Origin of the sequence: Streptomyces sp. NPDC046465, from assembly GCF_040646035.1 — a bacterium.
In the GTDB taxonomy this organism is placed as follows: Bacteria; Actinomycetota; Actinomycetes; order Streptomycetales; family Streptomycetaceae; genus Streptomyces.
This window is the reverse complement of the sequence record NZ_JBEYZK010000026.1, coordinates 85874-105912: the sequence shown is the minus strand read 5'-3', so window position 1 is coordinate 105912 and position 20039 is coordinate 85874. Positions and strand designations below refer to the sequence as shown.

Genomic DNA, 20039 nt, shown 5'->3' with positions numbered 1-20039 from the left:
CTGTCTTCGCTGTCTTCCCGGCCGTCCCGGCCGTCCCGCCTACCGGTCCGGTCCGGTCCGGTCCGGTACTGAATATCACCCCTCCTGGGCCGCCCCGCCGAGGAGCACGACGCGCTTCGCCTCCTCGACCGCGGACTCGAATCCGGCGTCCGGGTCGCGCAGCAGCCGTTCCGTGGCGACGGCGTGCGTACGTACACGCGGGTCGGGATCCGCCCGCGCGGCGCACAGGGTCGGCACCATCGCCTCGCCGAGCGCGATCAGCGCGCGGCTGAGGCTCAGCTGCATCTCCCGTCCGCCGCGGCCGAGCTGGGTCGCCAACGCCGCGGCCAGCGCGGGCTCTTCCTGCTCGGGCACGAGCACGACCGCTGCCCGCCAGGCGCTCCGCGCCACCTCGTCGTCGGTGTCGGACAGCAGTGCCGGGGTGATGGCGGGCCAGGCCCGCCGGTCCCCGAGCTTGGACAGCGTGTGCAGGGCCTGACTGCGCGCCTGCGCACGGGCCGAGCGGACCTCTTCGAGCAGCCGCGGGACCGTCGTGGCCGGTGGGTGCCGGATGAGTGCCCAGGTCAGCATCTCGCGTACGGAGAACTCGGGCTCGACCGCGCACCGTTCGACGAGCGCGTCGAGAAACCTCGGGTCAGGGGACGTGCCGATCGCCAGCGCCGCCCGGAGGCGCGCTGACGCACGCCTGTCCGCAAGGCCCTGGAGTCCTCGTAGCACCTCGGTGTCCTGTGTCGACATGGCCATGGGGACCACCTCCTCGGCTTCAGTGAAGAGGTTGTCACCGTGTCAAGGTCAACCGCTGCGAGGGGAGGCCAGCTTCCTCCGCGCGCTGCTGCCCTGGTCCTCGCTGGTCACCGTGACGGTCTCCGCGCCCTCGTCGCCGTCCCACCAGTCGGCGAACGCCGTGCCGAGAGCGTCGACGTTCTTCTGGGTCCCGTTGCCCTTGTCCGTCTCGTCCTTGGGCGTGTCGTCCTTGTGCGTGTCGTCCTTGTGCGTGCGGTAGTCGGTCGAGACGGTGACGGCGCCGGAGCCCTTCGCTCCGTAGCCGATGGTGAGCCCGGTGACGTGCGGGGCGAGGCGCTTGCCGGCCGGGGAGCGGTCGGCGGTCCAGGAGCGGAAGTCCGCCAGGAGGTTCGACGGTTTGTCGCCGTCGTACAGTGTCGTCTTCTTCGCCGTCTTTCCGCCCTGGCCGAGGAAGTGCGCGCTCCCGGCCGCCGGGTCCCCGTCCCACCACTGCGTGAACGCCTTCGCCAGTGGCCCGACGTGGTCCTCGGCCTCGCCCCAGGGGCCGTAGTCGGTGAGGACCTTGACGACTCCCGCGCGCTCGCCGGACCGGTAGTCGAGGCTGACGTTCAGGGCGTGGCCCGCCAAGGCGTCATCGCCCTTGGAGTCGTTCGCCTTCAGCCAGGTACGGAAACCCTGCAGCAGGTTGGGGTCGTCCTTCCGCGACGGCTCGCGCCCGGACCCGCTGTCGCCGTCGCCCCCGAAGCACCCCACTGCCAGGAGCAGCACGGCCGTCCCGAACACCCCCGTATACATCCCGGTTCGCGAGACTCGCCCCGTTTCCCTCACTGCATTCTCCGATCAACCAACAGGCGCATTACGCCACTTACAGGGCAAATAGTCGTTTATGCCCCAATCGACACGTCGTTCGATGTGTGCGTAACGTACCTTCTCGATTGATCTGTACCAATCGGGCCCCGGACGACCGGGGTCCGTTTTTTGTGGGGGAACACCACTGTGAGAATGAGACGCAGCCTGCCTGCGATCGCCGCTGCGGCCGCACTTCTGGCCGCCGCGGCACCGGCCTGGTCCGCCTCGGGCCCCGCGCCCGCCGCGGCCACGCCGACGCCGACATCGACCTCGTCGGCGACCCCGGTCCCGGAACCGGAACCGTCCGACTCGCCGTCGAAGACCGCGAAGCCGGACCCGAAGTCCCCGTCCGCGGACCCGTCCGCGTCGCCGTCCAAGGACCCTGCCAAGGATCCTGCCAAGGGCCGTGCCAAGGACCCTGACCAGAACCTGGCCCGCGAGCTGGAGAAGTTCTGGACCCCGGAGCGGATGTCCGAGGCCAAGCCGGTCGAGGAGCAGCAGGCCCGTGAGGCCGCGGCGGCCGAGAAGGCCGAGCGGGACGAGAAGGACGGGCGGGCCGGGGGGAACGACGAGCAGGCCACGCCCCGCCAGGGCATGCTTCGCTCGCCCTCGCACACCTTCAAGGGCATCAAGGAAGTCGGCACCTTCTACTGGGCGCAGAAGTTCGGCAACGACTACCCGGACCGCTACGACTACCGCTTCTGCGGCGGCACCGTCGTCCCGTCCCCGGGCAAGAACCTGGTCGCGTCGGCGGCGCACTGCTTCGACAGCAACGACCAGAAGACGAATTTGATCTTCGTGCCGCAGCACAGCGCGAAGACCCCGATGCCGCACGGCATGTACCCCATCAAGAAGGGTCACATCTTCAAGGACCCCGGCTACACCGGGACCAAGAAGAGCGAGGAGGACTACACCGACGTCGACGTCGCGTTCCTCGCCACCGAGCCGCGCAGCGACGGCAAGGACATCGAGAACGTCGTCGGGGCCATCCCGATGGGCTTCAACACCGGCTTCAACCACACGGCACACGCCATCGGGTACCCGTACCTGTACGGCGGCGCCAAGTACAAGCCGAAGCAGGACCCGCTCAGCTGCACCACGCCGACGACGAAGTACACGTCGGGCAACAGCAAGGACAGCGGTGGGCGGCTCTGGCGCGGCGGCACCTTCACGGAGATCAACTGTGACGGCTACGTCGGCGGCACCTCCGGCGGCCCCTTCATCACCGCGGGAGGCGAGTCGCCCAAGCTGATCGGCGTCACCGGCGGCTGGATGACCGGCGGCCACAGCTCGGACACCTCGTACTCGTCGTACTTCGACAACGACGTCAAGCGGATCTACGACGCCGCGAAGGCGAACAAGCAGCCCGCGAGCATCAACCCGCCTCCGATGGCCGATCCGGTCCTGCCCGGCGCCGGCACGTGGAAGCACGCCAAGTCCATCGCCAACGGCTACTTCGCCCTGGACGGCCCGGTCTCCGACGACCGGATGGACATGTTCGTCATGTGGTCGGACGGCGAGCTGAGCATCTACCGCGGCGCGAGCAAGGCCAAGAACCACTTCGACAAGGAGTTCAAGGTCCAGGGCGCCAACGACCTGTGGCGCAACCACGCCGTGCAGGTCGTCGCGGGCGACTTCACCGGTGACAACGGTTCGGACCTCGTCGTGCGCTGGTCCGACGGCGAAGTGACGCTCTATCCGTCGGTCGACGAGAAGGGCTTCCACGGCGAGGTCCAGCTCGTCGCGCCCAACTCCACCTGGAAGCACGCCGAGGCGATGACCGTGGGCCGCTTCGGCGGCAACACGTGGCAGGACGACCTCGTCGTGCGCTGGTCGGACGGCGAAGTCACGCTCTACCAGAACACCGGCGACAACAAGAAGCTCGGCAAGGAGATCGAGGTCGTCTCCGCGGGTACCTCGGAGGCGGGCACGTGGAAGCACGCCACCCAGATCACCGCGGGCGACTACTCCGGAGACGACGAGTGGGATCTCGTCGTGCGCTGGTCCGACGGTGAGCTCACCCAGTACCAGGACTTCACCGGCACGGGGAACTCCTGGGGCGAGCACAAGTGGCAGGCCCCGAACGGCCTGTGGAAGCACGCCCTGCTCGTCAGCGGCGGCGACTTCACCGACAACCCCTGGGCCGATGACACCATCGTGCGCTGGTCGGACGGCGAACTGACCCTGTACGCCGACGGCAACGCGTCCGGCATCGGCGCGGAGAACCAGCTCGTGGCTCCGTAGCACCGGGCCCATGCGCGAGCACCGGGCTGATGCGCGAGCACCGGGCCGATTCGCGAGCACCGGGCCGATTCGCGGGGAGAGGGGCGGCAACCTCGTGGGGCGTTCGCCCCTCTTCCTGACGGGGCCACGTCCTGGCATCCGGGACAGGCCCCGCCCACGGCAGCCGACCGCACGGAGAGAGACGATGAAGCACTGGTACGCGAGGCACCGCCGCCCCCGGCGACGCCCCGCCCTGGGTCTCTCCGCGGCGGTCGGCTGCCTCGCTCTGTCCGCGTGCGGCACCGGGAGCGCCCCGGAACCAGCACCCCCCGAAGGCTCCGCGCGGGAGGCCCACCACCGCCTCCTCAAGGAGTTCCGCTCCTGGGCCCGCGACACCGGCGAGTCCCGCACCGCACGCCACGCGCGGGCGGTGTTCACGGTGCGACTCGGGGATTCCGATTCCGACGGCGCGTACGACTACGACGTCGAGCTGAAGACCGACTGGCCCGCACGGGCGGAGCCGGCCGATGAGCTCGCCGAACTCTTCCGTACCTGGTGGGACGGTGACGACGGCGACGGCACCGCGCGGGACCTCGTACTGCTCGACGTACGCGGGAACCGCCTCGGCCACACCCGCCTGTGACCGTGCCCGCCCTCCCCCGCCGCAGCCGCCCCGGACAGGAGTCCGCCATCCACCCCCGCACCCGCCGCTCCGCCCTCCTCCTCGCTCTGCTGCTCACCGCGACGGCCGCCTGCACGTCTTCCTCGTCCGGCCCCGAGGCTTCCGGGCCCGAGGACCACGGCCGGGCGACCGCGGGCGCGACCGGCGTCGACGACCACCTGTTCCCGACGCTCGGCAACGGCGGCTACGACGTCGCGCACTACGCCCTGACCCTCGACTACGTCCCCGACGACAACGACCTGACGGGCACCGCCGTGATCACCGCGCGGGCGACCCAGAACCTGTCCCGCTTCAGCCTGGACCTCGCGGGCCTGCACGTGCGCCATGCCGACGTGGACGGCTCCGGCGCGCGGTTCAGCAGGAAGAAGAACAAGCTGACGCTCACCCCGGACCGGCCCATCGCCAAGGGGAAGACCTTCAGGACCACCGTCCGCTACGACGGCACGCCCCGCATGCTCACGGCGGTCGACGGCGGCAACGAGGGCTGGATCGAGACGGACGACGGCGTGGCGGCGCTCGGCGAGCCCACCGGGTCCATGACCTGGTTCCCCGGCAACCATCACCCCTCCGACAAGGCGACGTACGACATCGACGTCACCGTGCCGTCCGACTACACCGCCGTCAGCAACGGAACCCTGCGCGAGACGCGGCAGCGGGGCAAGCGCACCACCTTCCGCTGGCACAACCCCGAACCCACGGCGAGCTACGTCGCGTCCGTCGTCACGGGCGTCTTCGACGTCTCCACCGGCACAACGGACGACGGCCTGCCCGTCTACACGGCCGTCGACCCCGACGAGGCGGACGGACCCGTCGACGTCCACGAACTGGTGCCCGAGGTCATCGACTGGGCGAAGGACCGCTTCGGCCCCTACCCCTTCTCCTCCGCAGGCTCCGTCGTCGACCACCTCCCCGACCTCGAATACGCCCTGGAGACGCAGACCAAGCCGTATTACGAGAAGGCGCCGGACGCCCGCCTGGTCGTGCACGAGATGGCCCACCAGTGGTTCGGCAACTCCGTCACGCCCCGCGCCTGGCAGGACATGTGGCTGAACGAGGGCTTCGCCACCTACGCCGAGTGGCTCTGGGACGAGGAGCACGGGCACCGCAGCGCCCAGGAGACCTTCGACTCCTTCTACGACGGCGAGCCCGACGAGAGCGACGGCATCTGGGACTTCCCGCCCGCCGACCCGCCGAGCGCCGCCCGCGTCTCCGACCCGCCGGTGTACGGCAGGGGCGCCATGACGCTGCACCAGTTGCGCAAGGCCATCGGCGACCGCACCTTCTTCGCCGTCCTGCGCACCTGGACCAGCGAGCACCGGCACAAGAACGCCGACACCGAGCAGTTCATCGCGCTGTGCGAGAAGAAGTCGGGCAAGGACCTCTCGGACCTCTTCGACACCTGGCTCTTCTCCCCGGAGAAGCCCGAGAGGCAGTGAAGCCCGAGAGGCGATAGGGCGCGTTCAGCTGCCGGGCCCGACCACCACCGCCTCCGCCTCGATCCGGCCGCCGTACCGGAAGGTCAGCACGAACGGGACCCGGTCCCCCGACTTCAACGGGGTGCGGGTGCGCACCATGATGTCCAGGCCGCTCGGCGACATGGTGAGCCCCTCGCGGGCGGGCACGTCGACCGACTTCACCATCCCCATGGTGGCGCCCCCGCGGCCGTTGGACACGAGGCGGCTGAGCATCACCTCGTCGAAGACCGGGGACGACACCGACGTCAACCGGTCGTCCGATCCACCGGAGTTGGCGATCGAGAAGAAGGCGGAGGTCTGGGTCCGGCCCGCGGCAGGCAGGAAGACCGTTCCGCGGGCCACCTCGACACGGGCCGGGCTGCCCGCGCCCCCGGACCCCGTCCACGCGGTCAGCGCGCCCAGGGCCACGGCACACGCCGCCACCGGTGCGAGCGCGGCGACGAGGCCGTCGCGGAGTCCGCGCCGTGACGGCCGCCAGGTGAGTGCGTCGGTCATCGTGTTCCTCCTCGGCCGTCGGGCCGCGGCCGCCAGGTGCGCAGCCGCAGGCTGTTGCCCACCACCAGCAGTGAGCTCGCCGACATCGCCGCGGCGGCGACCATGGGGTTCAGCAGGCCGACCGCGGCGAGCGGCACGGTGACGGCGTTGTAGCCGAAGGCCCACAGGAGATTGGCGCGGATCGTGCCGAGCGTGCGCCGGGCGAGCCGGACCGCGTCCGCGACGGCCTCGATGTCGCCGCGGACGAGCGTCACGTCGGCGGCGCCGATGGCCACGTCGGTGCCGCCTCCCATGGCGATCCCGAGGTCGGCACCGGCCAGCGCCGCGGCGTCGTTCACGCCGTCGCCGATGACCGCGACCCGACGGCCCCGCGCCCTCAACTCCCGTACCAGGGCGGCCTTGTCCTCGGGCGAGCAGCGGGCGTGCACGTCGTCGATGCCCAGGCCGTCGGCGACGGCGCGGGCCGTGGCCTCGCGGTCCCCGGTGGCGAGGACGGGGCGCACCCCGAGGCGCCTGAGGTGGTCCACGGCGCGGTAGCTGCCGGGCCGCACCAGGTCGCCGACCGCGAGGACCGCCTCGGGTACACCGTCCACGCGGACCAGGACGGGCGTGTGTGCGGCATCCTCCGCCGCCGTCAGCGCGCGGCCCAGCTCTCCGGCCAACTCGTCGTCGGGGGACCGGACTTCGACCACATGGCCGTCGACTTCGCCCCGGACGCCCCGCCCCGCCGTCGCGTGGAACCCGCGCACCGGAGGCAGCGGCGCCTCGGGCAGGGACTTCCTCGCGTACGTGGTGATCGCGCGGCCCAGCGGGTGTTCCGAACCCTGTTCCACGGCCGCGGCGAGCCGCAGCGCCGCCTCCCGGCCGATGCCGTCCGGCGCCGCCGTGACCGCGGTGACGCTCATGCGCCCGGAGGTGAGGGTGCCGGTCTTGTCCAGGACGACGGTGTCGACATGGCGCAGGGCTTCGAGGGCCTGGGGCCCGCGGACCAGGACGCCGAGCTGGGCGCCGCGGCCTGTGGCGGCCATGAGGGCGGTGGGCGTGGCCAGGCCGAGGGCGCACGGGCAGGCGACGACGAGCACGGCCACGCACGCGGTGACGGCGGCCTGCGGGTCGGCTCCGGCGCCGAGCCAGAAGCCGAGCACGGTCGCGGCGAGGGCGAGCACGACCGGCACGAACACGCCCGCCACCGCGTCGGCGAGCCGTTGCGCACGCGCCTTGCCCGCCTGGGCGTCGGTCACCATGCGGGCGATACGGGCGAGCCGGGTGTCGGCGCCGACCGCGGTGGCGCGGACGAGGAGCAGCCCGCCCGCGTTGACGGCCCCGCCGGTCACTTCGGCGCCGGGCCCGACCTCGACGGGTTCGCTCTCCCCGGTGACCAGCGACAGATCGAGGGCGGAGCTGCCCTCCACGACGTCGCCGTCGGTGGCGACCCGCTCGCCGGGCCGCACCACGAAGACCTGACCGGCGACCAACTCGCCGATGGGTACGAGGCGTTCGGTGGCACCCTCGCGCAGGACGACGTCCTTGACCGCGAGCCCGGCGAGGGAGCGCAGCGCCGCTCCGGTGCCGTGCCGGGCCCGCGCCTCAAGGAACCTCCCGGTGAGCACGAACAGCGGTACGCCGACAGCCGCTTCCAGGTAGACGTGCGCGGTGCCGTCATCGGCGGAGGGCAGCAGGCTGAACGGCATCGTCATGCCGGGGAGGCCCGCGCCGCCGAGGAAGAGCGCGTACGCCGACCAGCCGAAGGACGCCGTCACGCCCAGGGAGACCAGGGTGTCCATGGTGGCCGCCGAGTGCCGGAGCCCGCGCAGCGCGCGCACGTGGAAGGGCCAGGCGCTCCAGGCGGCGACCGGCGCGGCGAGCGCGAAGCACAGCCACTGCCAGTTGCGGAACTGCCAGGCGGGGACCATGGAGAGGGCGAGCACCGGCACCGCGAGCAGGGCGGTGACAAGGAGACGCTGCCGTTCGAGCGCGGCCTGCGGGTCCCCGGGGCCCGTCGACTCCCCGTCGGGCGCGGGGCGTTCACCCGGCTCGCCCGTCGGGTCATCCACCGGCCCCGGGGGTGCGGGCAGTTCCGCCGTGTATCCGGCCTGCTCCACGGCGGCGACGAGTTCGTCCGGCACGACGTGCGGCGGATGGCTGACCCGGGCGAGGCCGGTCGCCAGGTTGACCGTCGCGCTCACGCCGTCCAGCCTGCCGAGCCGCTTCTCGACCCGTTTCACGCAGGCCGCGCAGGTCATGCCGCCGACGGCCACGTCCGTGAGCACGACGGCGTCGGCCGCTCCGGTGGCCATCAGTGGCCTCCGCCGTGCGTGCCGCCCGTACCGCCGCTGTCGCCGCCGTCGCCGTCGCCCCCGTCGTCACCGGAGTCCGTCCCGGTGTCGTGCAGGCCGGGCGCGACAGGACCGGCGGACGTGCCGACGGCGTACGACACGGCGAAGAGCAGCGCGAGCAGCACGAGGAAGCCGCAGAGCGCGGGTGGTGGCACGAATCTTCGCCGTTGGTGCTCAGCCATCACCGCTCCCGGATCGCACGAGGGCACGGACCGGCCGGTCCGCACCGCTACAGGAGTCGGCCAGGGCCGGGCCCGAGTTCCCGAGTGGCCAGATTCTTGCGTACCCTGGCCATCTGGCCACTCGCTGCGTGCGGAGCGGGCGGCACACGATCGGGGCATGAAGATTCACTGGGTATTCGCCCATCCGGAACGGCGCTCGCTCGCCGGTTCCCTCATGGCCGAGGGGCTCGCCACGCTGGAGTCGCTGGGGCACGAGCACCGCGTATCGGATCTGTACGGCATGGGCTGGAAGGCGGTGGTGGACTCCGACGACTTCGGGGGCGCTACGCGCGAGCGGCTCCTCGTCGGCGCCGAGCAGGAACGGGCCTACCGGGAACGGGCGTTGAGCGAGGACATCCGCCGGGAGCAGGAGAAGCTCGCCTGGGCGGACACGGTGGTCTTCCACTTCCCGCTCTGGTGGTTCGGGCCGCCCGCGATCCTCAAGGGCTGGTTCGACCGCGTACTCGTCCAGGGCTTCGGCTTCGGCATCAAGGGGCCCGACGGCCGGACCCTGCGGTACGGGGACGGCGGCCTGGCCGGGAAGCGCGCGCTGATCGTCACGTCGGTCGGCGCCCGCGAGTCCGGCTTCGGCCCGCGCGGGATCCACGGCCAACTGGAGCAGGTGCTGTTCCCGCTGCTGCACGGCACGTTCTGGTACACGGGCATGGCCGCGCTCCCGCCGTTCGTGGTGTACGGCGCGGACCGGCTCACGGAGGCGGGGTACGCGCACGGCGCGGCGGAGCTGCGCGAGCGCCTGCGCACCCTGGGCACCACGAGTCCGCTGCCTTTCCATCACGAGAACGGCGGCGCCTACGACGACCATCTGGTCCTGCGGCCCGAGCTCGCCCCGGGCCGGTCCGGGGTGGGCGTGCACCGGTGAGCTCCGGCCCCGACGGCCCGGCCGCGCGCACTCGCAGCCGGGCCGTCGGGCGAGGAAGGTGGACAAGCACGTGTCACTCGCCGTCTCCCCCGAGCTTCTCCCCCGAGCGTCCCCGAGCGTCTCCCCTTAAGGAGCACGACACGCATGGCGAACCACCTTCCCACCGTCGGCGTCGAGGAGGAGTACTTCCTCGTCGACGCGTCGCACCGGGCCGTCGTCGCGGCGGCCTCCCGGGTCCTGCCCCGCGTGAAGCCCGTGGCCGGGGACCTGGTGACGGGCGAGGTGTCCCAGTACCAGGTGGAGGGCAAGACACCACCCTGCGGGACCCTGAGCGAACTCCGTCACGAGCTGCGCCGGGTCCGCCGGGCCGTCGCCGCCGCGGCGGCCGACGAGGGCCTGCGGCTCGTCGCCTCGGCCACGCCGCTGCTCGGCATGCGCGCACCGATCCCGCTCAACACCGACCCCCACTATCTCGCGCAGGTCGAGACGTTCCGGTCGCTGTACGACACCTTCGCCTTCTGCGCGCTGCACGTGCACGTCCAGGTCCCCGACCGGGACCACGCCGTCCTGGTCGGCAACCATCTGCGGCCGTGGCTGCCCACCCTCGTGGCGATGGCCGCGAACTCCCCCTTCTGGGAGGAGCGGGACAGCGGCTACTGCAGTTGGCGGACGCTGGGAGCGACCCGGTGGCCCGTGGCGGGCCCTCCGCCGTACTTCTCCTCGGCCGCGCACTACGACGCGCTCGCCGCCTCACTGCAAGCGGCAGGCGCCACCCACGGCGAACGCTCGCTGTACTGGGACGTGCGCCCGTGCGCGCATCTGCCCACCGTGGAGATCAGGGCGATGGACGTCACCACGAGCGTCGAGGACGCGGCGGCCTTCGCCGTCCTGGTCCGGGCGCTGGTCGTCCAGGCCCTTGAGCGGGTGCGGCGCGGCGACCCCGGCCCTGCCGTCGACGGGTCCCTGCTGCGCGCCGCGTACTGGCGCTGCGCCCGCGACGGCCTGAGCGGCCACAGCCTCGATCCGCGCACGGGCCGACTCGTGCCGACCCCGCACCGGCTCCGCCAGCTCCTCGCGTACGCGCGCCCGACCCTGGCCGAGCAGGGCGAACTCCCCCAGGTGGCGGCGGTGTTGCGGCGACTCGTCGCACACGGCGGCGACGCCGGGCGGCAGCGCGCCGCCCACGCCCGCACCGGCAGCCTGCTCGGTGTCGTCGACGACCTGGCCGACCGGACGGACAGCCGTCGCCGCCCGGCCTCAACAGGACCCGACCATCGCGCCGGGCACCAGGGCCGCTGAACTCCCCGCCCCACCACGGGCGTTGCCGAAGCTCAACGTCCGGTAGACCGCGACCCCGCCTCCCGCCGCTCCGCCGCCCGTCAGCTCCGCGCACGCCTGCGCCGCCGCGGTGACGCGTCGCGTGTACGCGGGGTCCGTGGCGTCGAGGAGTATCCCCAGGGTCGTACCGCTGTGCCCGACGGCCACACCCAGGCCGCCGACTTCGCGGCAGATGGCCGCCATGGGGTCCAACGCCCTTTTGTATCGCAGGGATTGGTTCATCAGGGCGCTGCGGGTGGAGATGCGGCCGACCTCCGCCAGGTCCTGGTGGCGCACGGCTTCGGTGAGGCGTTCAAGGAGGGCGGCGTAGGCCCGCCGGTCGGCCGCCGTGAACGGTTTGGGGATGCGGTTGAAGTCCACCGTGTCCACCGAGCCGCCCTCGTCGATGCCGACCACCGCCATGGCGGGCAGCGAGCCGAGGACCGCGCGGAGGCGGACGCTGCGGTGGTGGAAGGCGACGATCGCGGGGTAGAGCACGCCGTCGGTGGGCTCGATGCGGGACAGGAGCCGTTCGATCCTGGCGGGCGGCATGGCGACGCCAAGGGCCCGGCCGACCGCCCGCGCGGTGGCGACGAGGTCGGCGGAGGAGCTGGCGAGCCCCTTGCCCTCGGGTATCACGCTGCTGACGGTGAGCACTCCGCCGCGCGGGCCGCCGACCGGGAAACCCGGCCCGGCAGGCGCCAAGTCGGCAATCATGCGGGCCAGTCGGAGCGCTTTCGCCTTGTGCGCCGGACGAACTTCGATCTCTCCCGGCGCGAGCCCCGGCCGGGCGGCAGGCCGGAACGTGGCCATCGTCCACCGCGCGACGGGCAGCGTCACGAGGAAATCGCCGCCCTCCTCCGGCAGCGCGCCCTGGAGCAGCTCCCCGAACGTACCGAAAGCGGTACCCACCCCCACTCCCGGCGGCGCCCCCTCTCGCGACGGTCGAGGCCGGATCCCGACTCCCTCTCCCTGGAACACCTTCACGCGACTCCTCTCGACATCGCGGCGCGCACGAGCGCCGCTCTCCGCGGTCAGCAGTACGCCGAGCCTACCTGCTCTTGACAATCATTTTCATCTAATGTGATGCTCTCGGCGTTCCCGGGGGCCGCCCGCTCTCCCCCGGGCCCCTCCCTGCCCATACGTCCCTACGGGGGATCTCAGTCATGCACGCACACATCGCCGAAGCGGTGAAAAGACCCGACCTCATATCCCTCGCGCCAGATCTCGCCTGCCTCAGGTTCGAGACCATGAAGGTCCACTCCGCCCTCGGCGCCGTCCGGCACCTGCTCACGACCGGCGCCGTCAAGCCGGGCGACACGCTCATGGACAGCTCCAGCGGCATCTACGCCCAGGCCCTCGCGCTCGCCTGCCACCGCTACGGCATGAAGTGCCACATCGTCGGCTCCACCACCGTGGACCGCGCCACCCGGGTCCAGCTGGAGATACTCGGCGCGACCCTGGAACAGGTCGCGCCCTCCCAGGACCTGCGCCTCGACCAGGAGTCGAGGGTGCGGCGCATCGCCGAGACCCTCGCGGCCAACCCCTCGTACCACTGGATGCGGCAGTACCACGACTCCATCCACTACTACGGCTACCGCGAGGTCGCCGACGAGATCGACGAGGAGCTGCCCGCCGGGCCCCTCGCGCTGGTCGGCGGCGTCGGCTCGGGCGCGTCGACCGGAGCGCTCGCCTGCTATCTGCGCGAGGCGGGCCGGGACGTGTCACTCATCGGTGTGCAGCCCTTCGGCAGCGTGACCTTCGGCGCCGAGCACGTCGCGGACCCGGACATGATCATCGCTGGGATCGGCAGTGCCATCGAGTTCCGCAACGTCCGGCACGAGCTGTACGACCGCGTGCACTGGGTGAACTTCGACAGCGCCCTCTCCGGAGCGGTCGCCCTGCTGCGCACCAGCGGCATCTTCGCCGGGCTCTCGGCCGGTGCCGCTCATCTGGCCGCGCGCTGGGAGCAGCGACGGGACGACTCGCGTACATACGTCTTCATCGCCGCCGACACCGGACACCGGTACGTGGACGGCGCCTACGCGCACCACGAACAGGCCCCGGACATCGAGACGTTGAAGCCGTACGAGATCACCTCGCTCGACGAGCTGCACCTCCCCTGGTCCACGACGTCCTGGCCGCCCGCCGCCCCCTGAACACCCCCTGCTCCCACAACGCATCCCACAGCGCATTCCCACCACGCCCGAGCACCGAGAAAGAACACACATGCCGCACCCCACGCCCCACACCGTCGCGGAGCTCACCGACGCCGTCCTGTCCGGCGCGCACGGCCCGGACCCGGCCGACCTCACCGTCACCAGCGCGTTCTGGCTCTACAACACCACTCGCCTGGCCGGCGGCGAGGTCACCTACCACAACCACTATCTCCTTCTCCGCGTCGGCGACTCCTTCGGCGCCTGCTCCTTCGAGGCGGGTGAACTCGCCCCGGGCTTCTGCGAGAACTCCTCGGGGCACTCCCTGGACAAGCTCCTGCGCGACGAGTCCGCCCCCGTGCGCACCGCGGCGCTCGACGCCTACCTCGCGCGGGTGCGCCCGCACCGCGACGCCGACGACGCCGAGCGCGTCACGCTACCGGCCGGTACGCCCGAAATCCGCGCCGAGGCCCGGGACGCCGCCGTCGCCGGGCTGCTCGACATCGAGCCCGGCGCCCGGGTCGCCCTGATCGGCGTGGTCAACCCCCTCGTCGCGGCGATACGCGAGCGGGGCGGCGTCTGCCTGCCCTGCGACCTGAACCTGCGCACGACCGCGTGGGGCGAGCCCGTCAGCGACGACATGACCGAGGTCCTCTCCTCGGCCGACGCGGTCGTCGCCACCGGCATGACCCTCAGCAACGGCACCTTCGACCTGATCCTGCGGCACTGCGTCGAGCACGCCGTACCGCTGATCGTCTACGCCCAGAGCGGCAGCGCCGTCGCCCGCGCCTTCCTCGGCGCGGGCGTCACCGCCCTGAACGCGGAGCCGTTCACGTTCTCCCAGTTCAGCGCCGACCCCACCCCGATGTACCGCTACCGGGCCGCCCGCGCGCACGGAGTCGCAGCGTGAGCGCCGACACCACCAAGGACACCGACAACGACACCGGCACCACCACCGGCGACCTGCGCATGGCCCGCACGCTGTGGCCCGTGCTGCTCGCCTCGGCCGTGGGTCTGCTGCCGTTCACCGTCTTCAGCACGTACCTCGTGCCCATCGCCGACGAGGCGGGCAGCAGCGTCGCCGCGATGGGCGGCCTGCGCGGACTCGGCGGTCTCGCCGCCCTGTTGGTGGGGACGGCCCTCGCCCCGCTCATCGACCGGGTCCCCCGGGAGTGGGCGGCGGCGGGCGCGCTCGCCGTGCTCGGCGTCTCGGCCGCGCTCGGCGCCGGCGGGAACTTCGTCCTGCTCGCCGTCTTCTGCCTGCTGATCGGCGCCAGTACGTCGGTGCTGAACCCGGCGCTGACCGCCGCGGCCGCCGACCGCTTCGGCACGGGCCGGGCCGCCGGGCGCGCGGCGACCCTGGTCACCGCCGTCCAGTCCATGACCGCCATGCTCGCCGCGCCGGTCATCGCGCTGCCCGCACTGTTCTGGGGGTGGCAGGGCGACCTGTTCGGGGTGACCGTCCTTTCGCTGCTGCTCGCGGTGGTGTTCGTCGCGCGCCGCAAGGACGCGGGCGCCGCCCGGGGCACGGCCCCCGGGCAACGCCTGGGCTACGTCGCCTCGTTCAAGGCCCTGGGCGCCGTGCGCGGGGTGGTGCCGCTCCTCCTCATCGCGTTTCTGCGCACCGCCGTCTTCATGGGGTACCTCTCGTACCTGGCCGCGTTCTACGAGGAGCGGTTCGGCCTGAGCGCCGGGCTCTTCACCCTCGTATGGACGCTGAGCGGTGCGTCGTTCTTCGTCAGCAACCTCCTCACGGGACGGCTCACCAACGCGGAGCGACCGCGCATCGGCACCGAACGGCTGCTTGCTGTCGGCCTGTTGGGCGCACTCGTGTCGGTCGTGGGCTTCTACTTCGCGCACTGGCTGCCGCTCGCGCTCGCCCTCACCGCGCTGCACGCGGCGAGCCACGCCGTCGTCGCGGCGTGCGTGGTCAGCCTCATCGTGCGGCGGTGCGGTCCCGGGCTGCGCGGCTCGGCGCTGAGCGTCAACGCGGCGGGGATGAGCCTCGGCGTGTTCGTCGGCGCGGCGCTCGGCGGGGCGGGGCTCGGGCTCGCCGGGTACCCGGGCGTGGCCGTCGTGTTCGGCGTGCTCGTCGTCGTCGCGGTCGGGGCAGCGGCGCTGGTGCTGCGGGCCGGGGCGGTCCGGGACGGGGCGGTCCGGGACGGGGCGGTCCGGGACGGGGAGTCCTCATGACCGTGACCGCCGAGGCGACCACGGCGCCCGCCGGGCCCGTCGGCGTGCGCGAACGCCTCGCGTCCCCCGTGGCCCTCCTCCTGACCTGCCTCGCCCTCTTCCTCGTCCTGCTCGCCTCCGTCGTGGTGGCGATCGGGCTCGGCGCGGCCGTGATCACACCCGGAGACACCGCCCGCTATCTGTGGGCGGCGCTCAGCGGCGGCCGCATCGACGCCGACGAGCGGACGACGTACCAGATCGTCTGGCAGATCCGGACGCCGCGCGTCCTGCTCGCCGCGCTGGTGGGGGCCGGTCTGAGCGCGGTCGGCACGGCCATCCAGGCCATGGTGCGCAACGCGCTCGCCGACCCGTTCGTGCTCGGCGTCTCCTCGGGGGCGTCGGTGGGCGCCGTCGGCGTGACGGTGACCGGGGGCCTGGCCGCGCTCGGGGTGTACGCGGTGTCGGCAGGCGCGTTCATCGGGGCGCTCGTCGCGTCCTTCCTCGTGTACGTCGCGTCGAGCGACCGGGGCTCGCTCTCGCCACTGCGCCTGGTCCTGACCGGCGTCGCGATGTCGCTCGGTTTCCAGGCCCTGATGAGCGTGATCATCTACTTCGCGCCGGACAGCGAGGCGACCGGCATGATCCTGTACTGGACGATGGGCAGCTTCGGCGCGGCCTCCTGGGGCGCGCTGCCCGTCGTCTCCGCGGTTATACTGCTCGGCCTCGCCGTCCTGTACCGGCACGCCAGGGCCCTCGACGTGCTCGCGCTCGGCGACGAGACCGCCGCGAGCCTGGGCGTCGGCGCCGACCGGCACCGCAGGTCCCTGCTCGTGCTCGTCTCGCTGATCACCGGCGTGATGGTCGCCGTCAGCGGCGCCATCAGCTTCGTCGGGCTCGTCATGCCCCACCTGGTACGGATGGTCGTCGGCGCCACACACGCCCGGGTCCTCGCCGTGGCCCCGCTGGTCGGCGCGGTGTTCATGGTCTGGGTCGACCTGCTGTCCCGGACAGTGGTCGCACCCCGCGAACTGCCGCTCGGCGTCATCACCGCGCTCGTCGGCGTACCGGTGTTCATCGCGCTGATGCGGCGCAAGGGCTATGTGTTCGGGGGCCGTTGAGATGGAACTGCGAATCGACGGACTCAGCGTCGTCACCGACGGCAGGAATCTGGTGCGCGATCTGTCGCTCGCCGTGGACAGCGGCCGGATCGTCGGCCTGGTCGGCCCGAACGGCAGCGGCAAGTCGACGGCGCTGCGCTGCGTGTACCGCGCGCTGCGCCCGACGACCGGCACCGTGCGGGTCGGCGGGGACGACGTCTCACTGCTCACGATGCGCCGCGGCGCGCAGCTCGTCGCCGCGATGACGCAGGACGGCGCCGTCGACCTGGACTTCACGGTCGAGGAGGTCGTCGCGCTCGGCCGGGCCCCGCACCAGCGCGGCAACCAGGCCCTCACCGGGCGCGAACGGGAGCTGTGCGCACGGGCGATGGAGCGGCTCGACATCCGCCACCTGGCCCGGCGCAGCGTCCTCACCCTGTCCGGCGGCGAGCGCCAGCGCGTGCTGCTCGCCCGCGCGCTCGTCCAGGAGCCGGAGGTCCTGGTCCTCGACGAGCCGACCAACCACCTCGACGTACGCCACCAGGTCGAGGTCCTCTCGTACCTGCGCGGCGCGGGGCTCACCGTCCTCGTCGTCCTGCACGACCTCAACCTCGCGGCGGCGGCGTGCGACCGGATCGGAGTGCTGTCCCAGGGGCGGCTGGTCGCGGCCGGGACTCCCGAGGACGTCCTCACCGAGGGGCTGGTCGCCGATGTGTTCGGCGTGCGGGCCAGCGTCGTGCCGCACCCCCTGACGGGTGGTCCGCAGCTGCTGTATTCGCTCGGCCCTTCTCTCTGACCTCTCTGACCCTCTTGACCTCTCTGACCCGCTTGACCTCTCTGAAAGGTCCAACTCCCCCATGTCCCACATCAGATTCGTCGCGGCCGGATCCGCGCTCGCCCTGACGCTGCTCGTCAGCGGCTGCGGCGCCGAGGTCGGCCAGGACGACGCGGCTTCGGCCTCGGACAAGGTCACCGTCGACCGCTGCGGCGAGCCCGTCCCGTACCGGGTTCCCCAGCGCGCGGTCGCGTACGAGGGCGGCAGCGCCGACAAGCTGTTCAGCCTCGGCCTGACCGAACACGTCCACGGCTATGTGATGCCGCCCGCCAACCCGCCGGTGAGCGAGTCCCCCTGGGCGTCGGAGTACGCCAAGGTGAAGATGCTCAGCGACGACCTGCTCAACAAGGAGCTCGTCGTCGAGGCCAAGTCCGACTTCGTCGTCGCGGGCTGGAACTCCGGCTTCAGCGATCAGCGCGGCATCACCCCGAAGATCCTGGACAAGCTCGGCGTCCAGAGCTTCCTGCACACGGAGAGCTGCTACAACTACCCCGGGTTTCCGCAGAAGGTCACCCCGTTCAAGGCGCTGTACAGCGACCTGGAGCGGCTCGGCAGGATCTTCCGGGTCGAGGAGCGGGCGGACCGGGTCGTCGCCGGACTGAAGAAGCGGGTGGCGGCCGTCGAGAAGAAGGCGCCCCGGAGCGGTGAGCGGGTGCCGGTCTTCCTCTACGACTCCGGCACCGACCAGCCCTCCACGGCAGGCAGTCAGGTCCCGCCCAACGACATCATCAAGAGCGCCGGCGGCCGGAACATCTTCGAGGGGCTCGACGAGCGCTGGACGCAGGTGAACTGGGAGGCGGTGGCCAAGGCCGAGCCCGAGGTCGTCATCGTCTTCGACTACGGCGACCGGCCCGCCGAGAAGAAGATCGAGTTCCTGAAGAAGTCCCCGCACACGAAGGATCTACCCGCCGTCAGGAAGAACAACTTCTTCGTCCTCGACTACAACGAGGGCATCAGCGGGCCGCGCAACGTGGACGGCCTGGAGAAGTTCGGGAAGTACCTGCGGGAGCTGAAGCGTTAGGGGCTCGCAAGGGCCACCGCCCCTTCGGCCGCCTGACCGGCCGCTTTGGCGCGGGCGACGGCCGCCTGCGCGTGCTGCCCCGTCTCCTCCGCCAGGCGCGCCTGGGCCAGCCAGTTGTACGGGCAGACCGGGCGCAGCTGGATGCGTTCGCTCAGCAGGGTGCGGGCCAGGTCGTGGCGGCCTGCGCGCAGCGCGGACTCCAGGAGGGTCTTGTGCACGGCGTCGCGCTGGGCGTGGCTTCCGCCGTACTCGCCGAGCCGGTGGCGGACGGGGAGCAGGAGGTCGACGGCCCGGTCGTAGCCGTGCTGTCCGTAGGCGATCAGCGCGCGGCACACGGGCAGTCCGACGTCCGCGGTCATGGCGTGGTTGGAGAGGCCCGCGCCGCTGCGTGCGACGTACGCCTCGCGGTCGCGCACCAGGCGCTCGGCTTCGGCCGTGCGGTCCGCGCCGACGTACGCCATCACCGCGTGTACGTCGTTGAAAGCGTAGTACGCGCCGTCGTGGCGGGCGGCCCAGGCGTCGGCGAGCCGCTGCCACCGGGCCCCGGCGTCCTGCCCGGCCAGGTGCAGGCGCCACAACAGGGCGGCGGCGTCGAGGAGTTCCATCGCCGTATCCGTCGATCCCGCGTGGTGCAGGGCCGCGTCGTAGATCTTCAGTACGCGGGGGAGGTCACCGGCCTCCAGGGCGTAGAGGCAGTAGTGCCACCAGTTGTGCACGTTCAGGTAGTTGCCCGCCGCCCAGTCGTCGGCGCGGGCGTCGAGGTAGCGGATGCCGTCGGCGAACCGGCCCTGCATCTCGTAGGTGTGCACCACGGCGTGGATGGCCCACACGTCGCGCGGGCGGCGTTCGACGGCCTCGATGCCGGTGTCCCGGGCCTTTTCGTAGTGGCCGGACTCCTGAAGGCCGAAGGCGTACATGCCGAGGACGGGGCCGTAGTACGGGTCCGACTCGTCCCAGGCGGACAGTGCGCCGCCGACGCGGTCGCGCAGCCGGGGCGCGTCGCCGGTGAAGAAGTCGATCTGGTGGCCGACGGCCAGCGCGAGGACGTCGTGCGGGTACGCGACGGAGATCTCCCCCAGTACCCGGCCCGCCCGGTGGATGTCGCCGCGCAGCCAGGAGGTGGCGGCGGCGACGTGCATCCGCTCGCGCGGTGTCATCTCCCCGCGGTGCACGTGTTCGTTGAAGCGCTCGAAGGCGCCGCGGGCGTCGGCGGCGTCCTTCTCCTCCGTGCCGAGCAGGCCGAGGTGGGCGGCCAGGACGTTGCCCATGACGGAGCGGGGTGCGGCGGCGAGCACCTGCCGGGACGCGTCGGCCACTTCGGCGCGGAAGAACAGCAGGTGTTCCAGGGCCTGTTCGTAGTGGTCCACGGCGTCGGGGCCGGTGCGCGACATCGGGTGGCCGTGCCGGTCGGCTGCCATGATCGGCTCCTTCCGCGGGGAGAGCGCGGGGTGGCCCGCCGAGCCGGTCGCTCGGCGGCGGGAAGCCGATTCTGCCCAGCCGCGTGCCACTTGACGCGCTGTGACCGGTTTGCGGGAT

18 protein-coding genes are annotated in these 20039 nt (G+C 72.1%); 11 read left to right on the top strand and 7 right to left on the bottom strand.

Annotation, left to right across the window (positions count from 1 at the left end; translation table 11 throughout):
• Positions 1-75: 75 nt before the first annotated feature.
• Both ABZ953_RS32615 and ABZ953_RS32610 read right to left on the bottom strand, forming a co-directional pair.
• The gene (locus ABZ953_RS32615; RefSeq protein WP_361731657.1) at positions 76-738 is read right to left on the bottom strand and encodes a HEAT repeat domain-containing protein; all 663 of its coding nucleotides are present in this window, start codon (positions 736-738) and stop codon (positions 76-78) included.
• Between the two features lie 54 nt (positions 739-792).
• Positions 793-1527 (bottom strand): hypothetical protein, encoded by a 735-nt coding sequence (locus ABZ953_RS32610; RefSeq protein WP_361731607.1) that lies wholly within the window; start codon positions 1525-1527, stop codon positions 793-795.
• 219 nt (positions 1528-1746) lie between these two features.
• Between ABZ953_RS32610 and ABZ953_RS32605 the strand changes: the two genes are divergently transcribed.
• From ABZ953_RS32605 to ABZ953_RS32595, 3 genes are all read left to right on the top strand, one after another.
• Entirely contained in the window at positions 1747-3837 is a 2091-nt protein-coding gene (locus tag ABZ953_RS32605) for a trypsin-like serine protease (RefSeq protein WP_361731605.1), read from the top strand.
• Positions 3838-4021: 184 nt separating this feature from the next.
• The gene (locus ABZ953_RS32600; RefSeq protein WP_361731602.1) at positions 4022-4459 is read left to right on the top strand and encodes a hypothetical protein; all 438 of its coding nucleotides are present in this window, start codon (positions 4022-4024) and stop codon (positions 4457-4459) included.
• 2 nt (positions 4460-4461) lie between these two features.
• Positions 4462-5934 carry a M1 family metallopeptidase gene (locus ABZ953_RS32595; protein WP_361731600.1) on the top strand — a complete coding sequence of 491 codons (1473 nt, stop codon included), beginning with the start codon at positions 4462-4464 and terminating at the stop codon, positions 5932-5934.
• Positions 5935-5958: 24 nt separating this feature from the next.
• Here ABZ953_RS32595 and ABZ953_RS32590 read toward each other — a convergent pair whose 3' ends face one another.
• From ABZ953_RS32590 to ABZ953_RS32580, 3 genes are read right to left on the bottom strand one after another with little or no spacing between them, the layout of a single operon-like run.
• Positions 5959-6468 (bottom strand): copper chaperone PCu(A)C, encoded by a 510-nt coding sequence (locus tag ABZ953_RS32590; protein ID WP_361731597.1) that lies wholly within the window; start codon positions 6466-6468, stop codon positions 5959-5961.
• Positions 6465-8765: a heavy metal translocating P-type ATPase gene (locus tag ABZ953_RS32585; RefSeq protein ID WP_361731595.1), complete on the bottom strand. Its 2301-nt coding sequence runs from the start codon at positions 8763-8765 to the stop codon at positions 6465-6467. The genes ABZ953_RS32590 and ABZ953_RS32585 overlap by 4 nt, the downstream gene beginning before the upstream one ends.
• Positions 8765-8986, bottom strand: a complete 222-nt coding sequence (locus ABZ953_RS32580; RefSeq protein ID WP_361731592.1) for a hypothetical protein — start codon at positions 8984-8986, stop codon at positions 8765-8767. Before ABZ953_RS32580 ends, ABZ953_RS32585 begins: the two co-directional genes overlap by 1 nt.
• Before the next feature lie 157 nt (positions 8987-9143).
• Here ABZ953_RS32580 and ABZ953_RS32575 point away from each other — a divergent pair, with 157 nt between their 5' ends.
• Positions 9144-9905, top strand: coding sequence for an NAD(P)H-dependent oxidoreductase (locus ABZ953_RS32575; protein ID WP_361731589.1), 762 nt, complete (start codon positions 9144-9146; stop codon positions 9903-9905).
• Between the two features lie 144 nt (positions 9906-10049).
• Positions 10050-11204, top strand: a complete 1155-nt coding sequence (locus ABZ953_RS32570) for a glutamate--cysteine ligase (protein ID WP_361731586.1) — start codon at positions 10050-10052, stop codon at positions 11202-11204.
• On the opposite strand, the gene ABZ953_RS32565 is transcribed toward ABZ953_RS32570, so the two are convergent.
• The gene (locus tag ABZ953_RS32565) at positions 11163-12134 is read right to left on the bottom strand and encodes a kinase (RefSeq protein ID WP_361731583.1); all 972 of its coding nucleotides are present in this window, start codon (positions 12132-12134) and stop codon (positions 11163-11165) included. The genes ABZ953_RS32570 and ABZ953_RS32565 overlap by 42 nt on opposite strands.
• A 254-nt stretch (positions 12135-12388) precedes the next feature.
• Here ABZ953_RS32565 and ABZ953_RS32560 point away from each other — a divergent pair, with 254 nt between their 5' ends.
• The 6 genes from ABZ953_RS32560 to ABZ953_RS32535 all read left to right on the top strand — a co-directional run bounded on the left by ABZ953_RS32560 (position 12389) and on the right by ABZ953_RS32535 (position 18503).
• On the top strand, positions 12389-13381 hold the full coding sequence (locus ABZ953_RS32560; protein ID WP_361731581.1) for a pyridoxal-phosphate dependent enzyme: 993 nt from the start codon (positions 12389-12391) through the stop codon (positions 13379-13381).
• 70 nt (positions 13382-13451) lie between these two features.
• The gene (locus ABZ953_RS32555) at positions 13452-14288 is read left to right on the top strand and encodes a DUF364 domain-containing protein (protein ID WP_361731578.1); all 837 of its coding nucleotides are present in this window, start codon (positions 13452-13454) and stop codon (positions 14286-14288) included.
• Entirely contained in the window at positions 14285-15571 is a 1287-nt protein-coding gene (locus ABZ953_RS32550) for an MFS transporter (RefSeq protein WP_361731575.1), read from the top strand. The genes ABZ953_RS32555 and ABZ953_RS32550 overlap by 4 nt, the downstream gene beginning before the upstream one ends.
• Positions 15568-16668, top strand: coding sequence for an iron ABC transporter permease (locus ABZ953_RS32545; protein ID WP_361731572.1), 1101 nt, complete (start codon positions 15568-15570; stop codon positions 16666-16668). Before ABZ953_RS32550 ends, ABZ953_RS32545 begins: the two co-directional genes overlap by 4 nt.
• A 1-nt stretch (position 16669) precedes the next feature.
• Positions 16670-17443 (top strand): ABC transporter ATP-binding protein, encoded by a 774-nt coding sequence (locus tag ABZ953_RS32540; protein ID WP_361731569.1) that lies wholly within the window; start codon positions 16670-16672, stop codon positions 17441-17443.
• Between the two features lie 61 nt (positions 17444-17504).
• Complete coding sequence (locus ABZ953_RS32535; RefSeq protein WP_361731566.1) at positions 17505-18503, top strand: ABC transporter substrate-binding protein; 999 nt, start codon at positions 17505-17507, stop codon at positions 18501-18503.
• Here the strand turns inward: ABZ953_RS32535 and ABZ953_RS32530 are convergent.
• Positions 18500-19921, bottom strand: a complete 1422-nt coding sequence (locus ABZ953_RS32530; protein ID WP_361731563.1) for a tetratricopeptide repeat protein — start codon at positions 19919-19921, stop codon at positions 18500-18502. The genes ABZ953_RS32535 and ABZ953_RS32530 overlap by 4 nt on opposite strands.
• Positions 19922-20039: the final 118 nt, after the last annotated feature.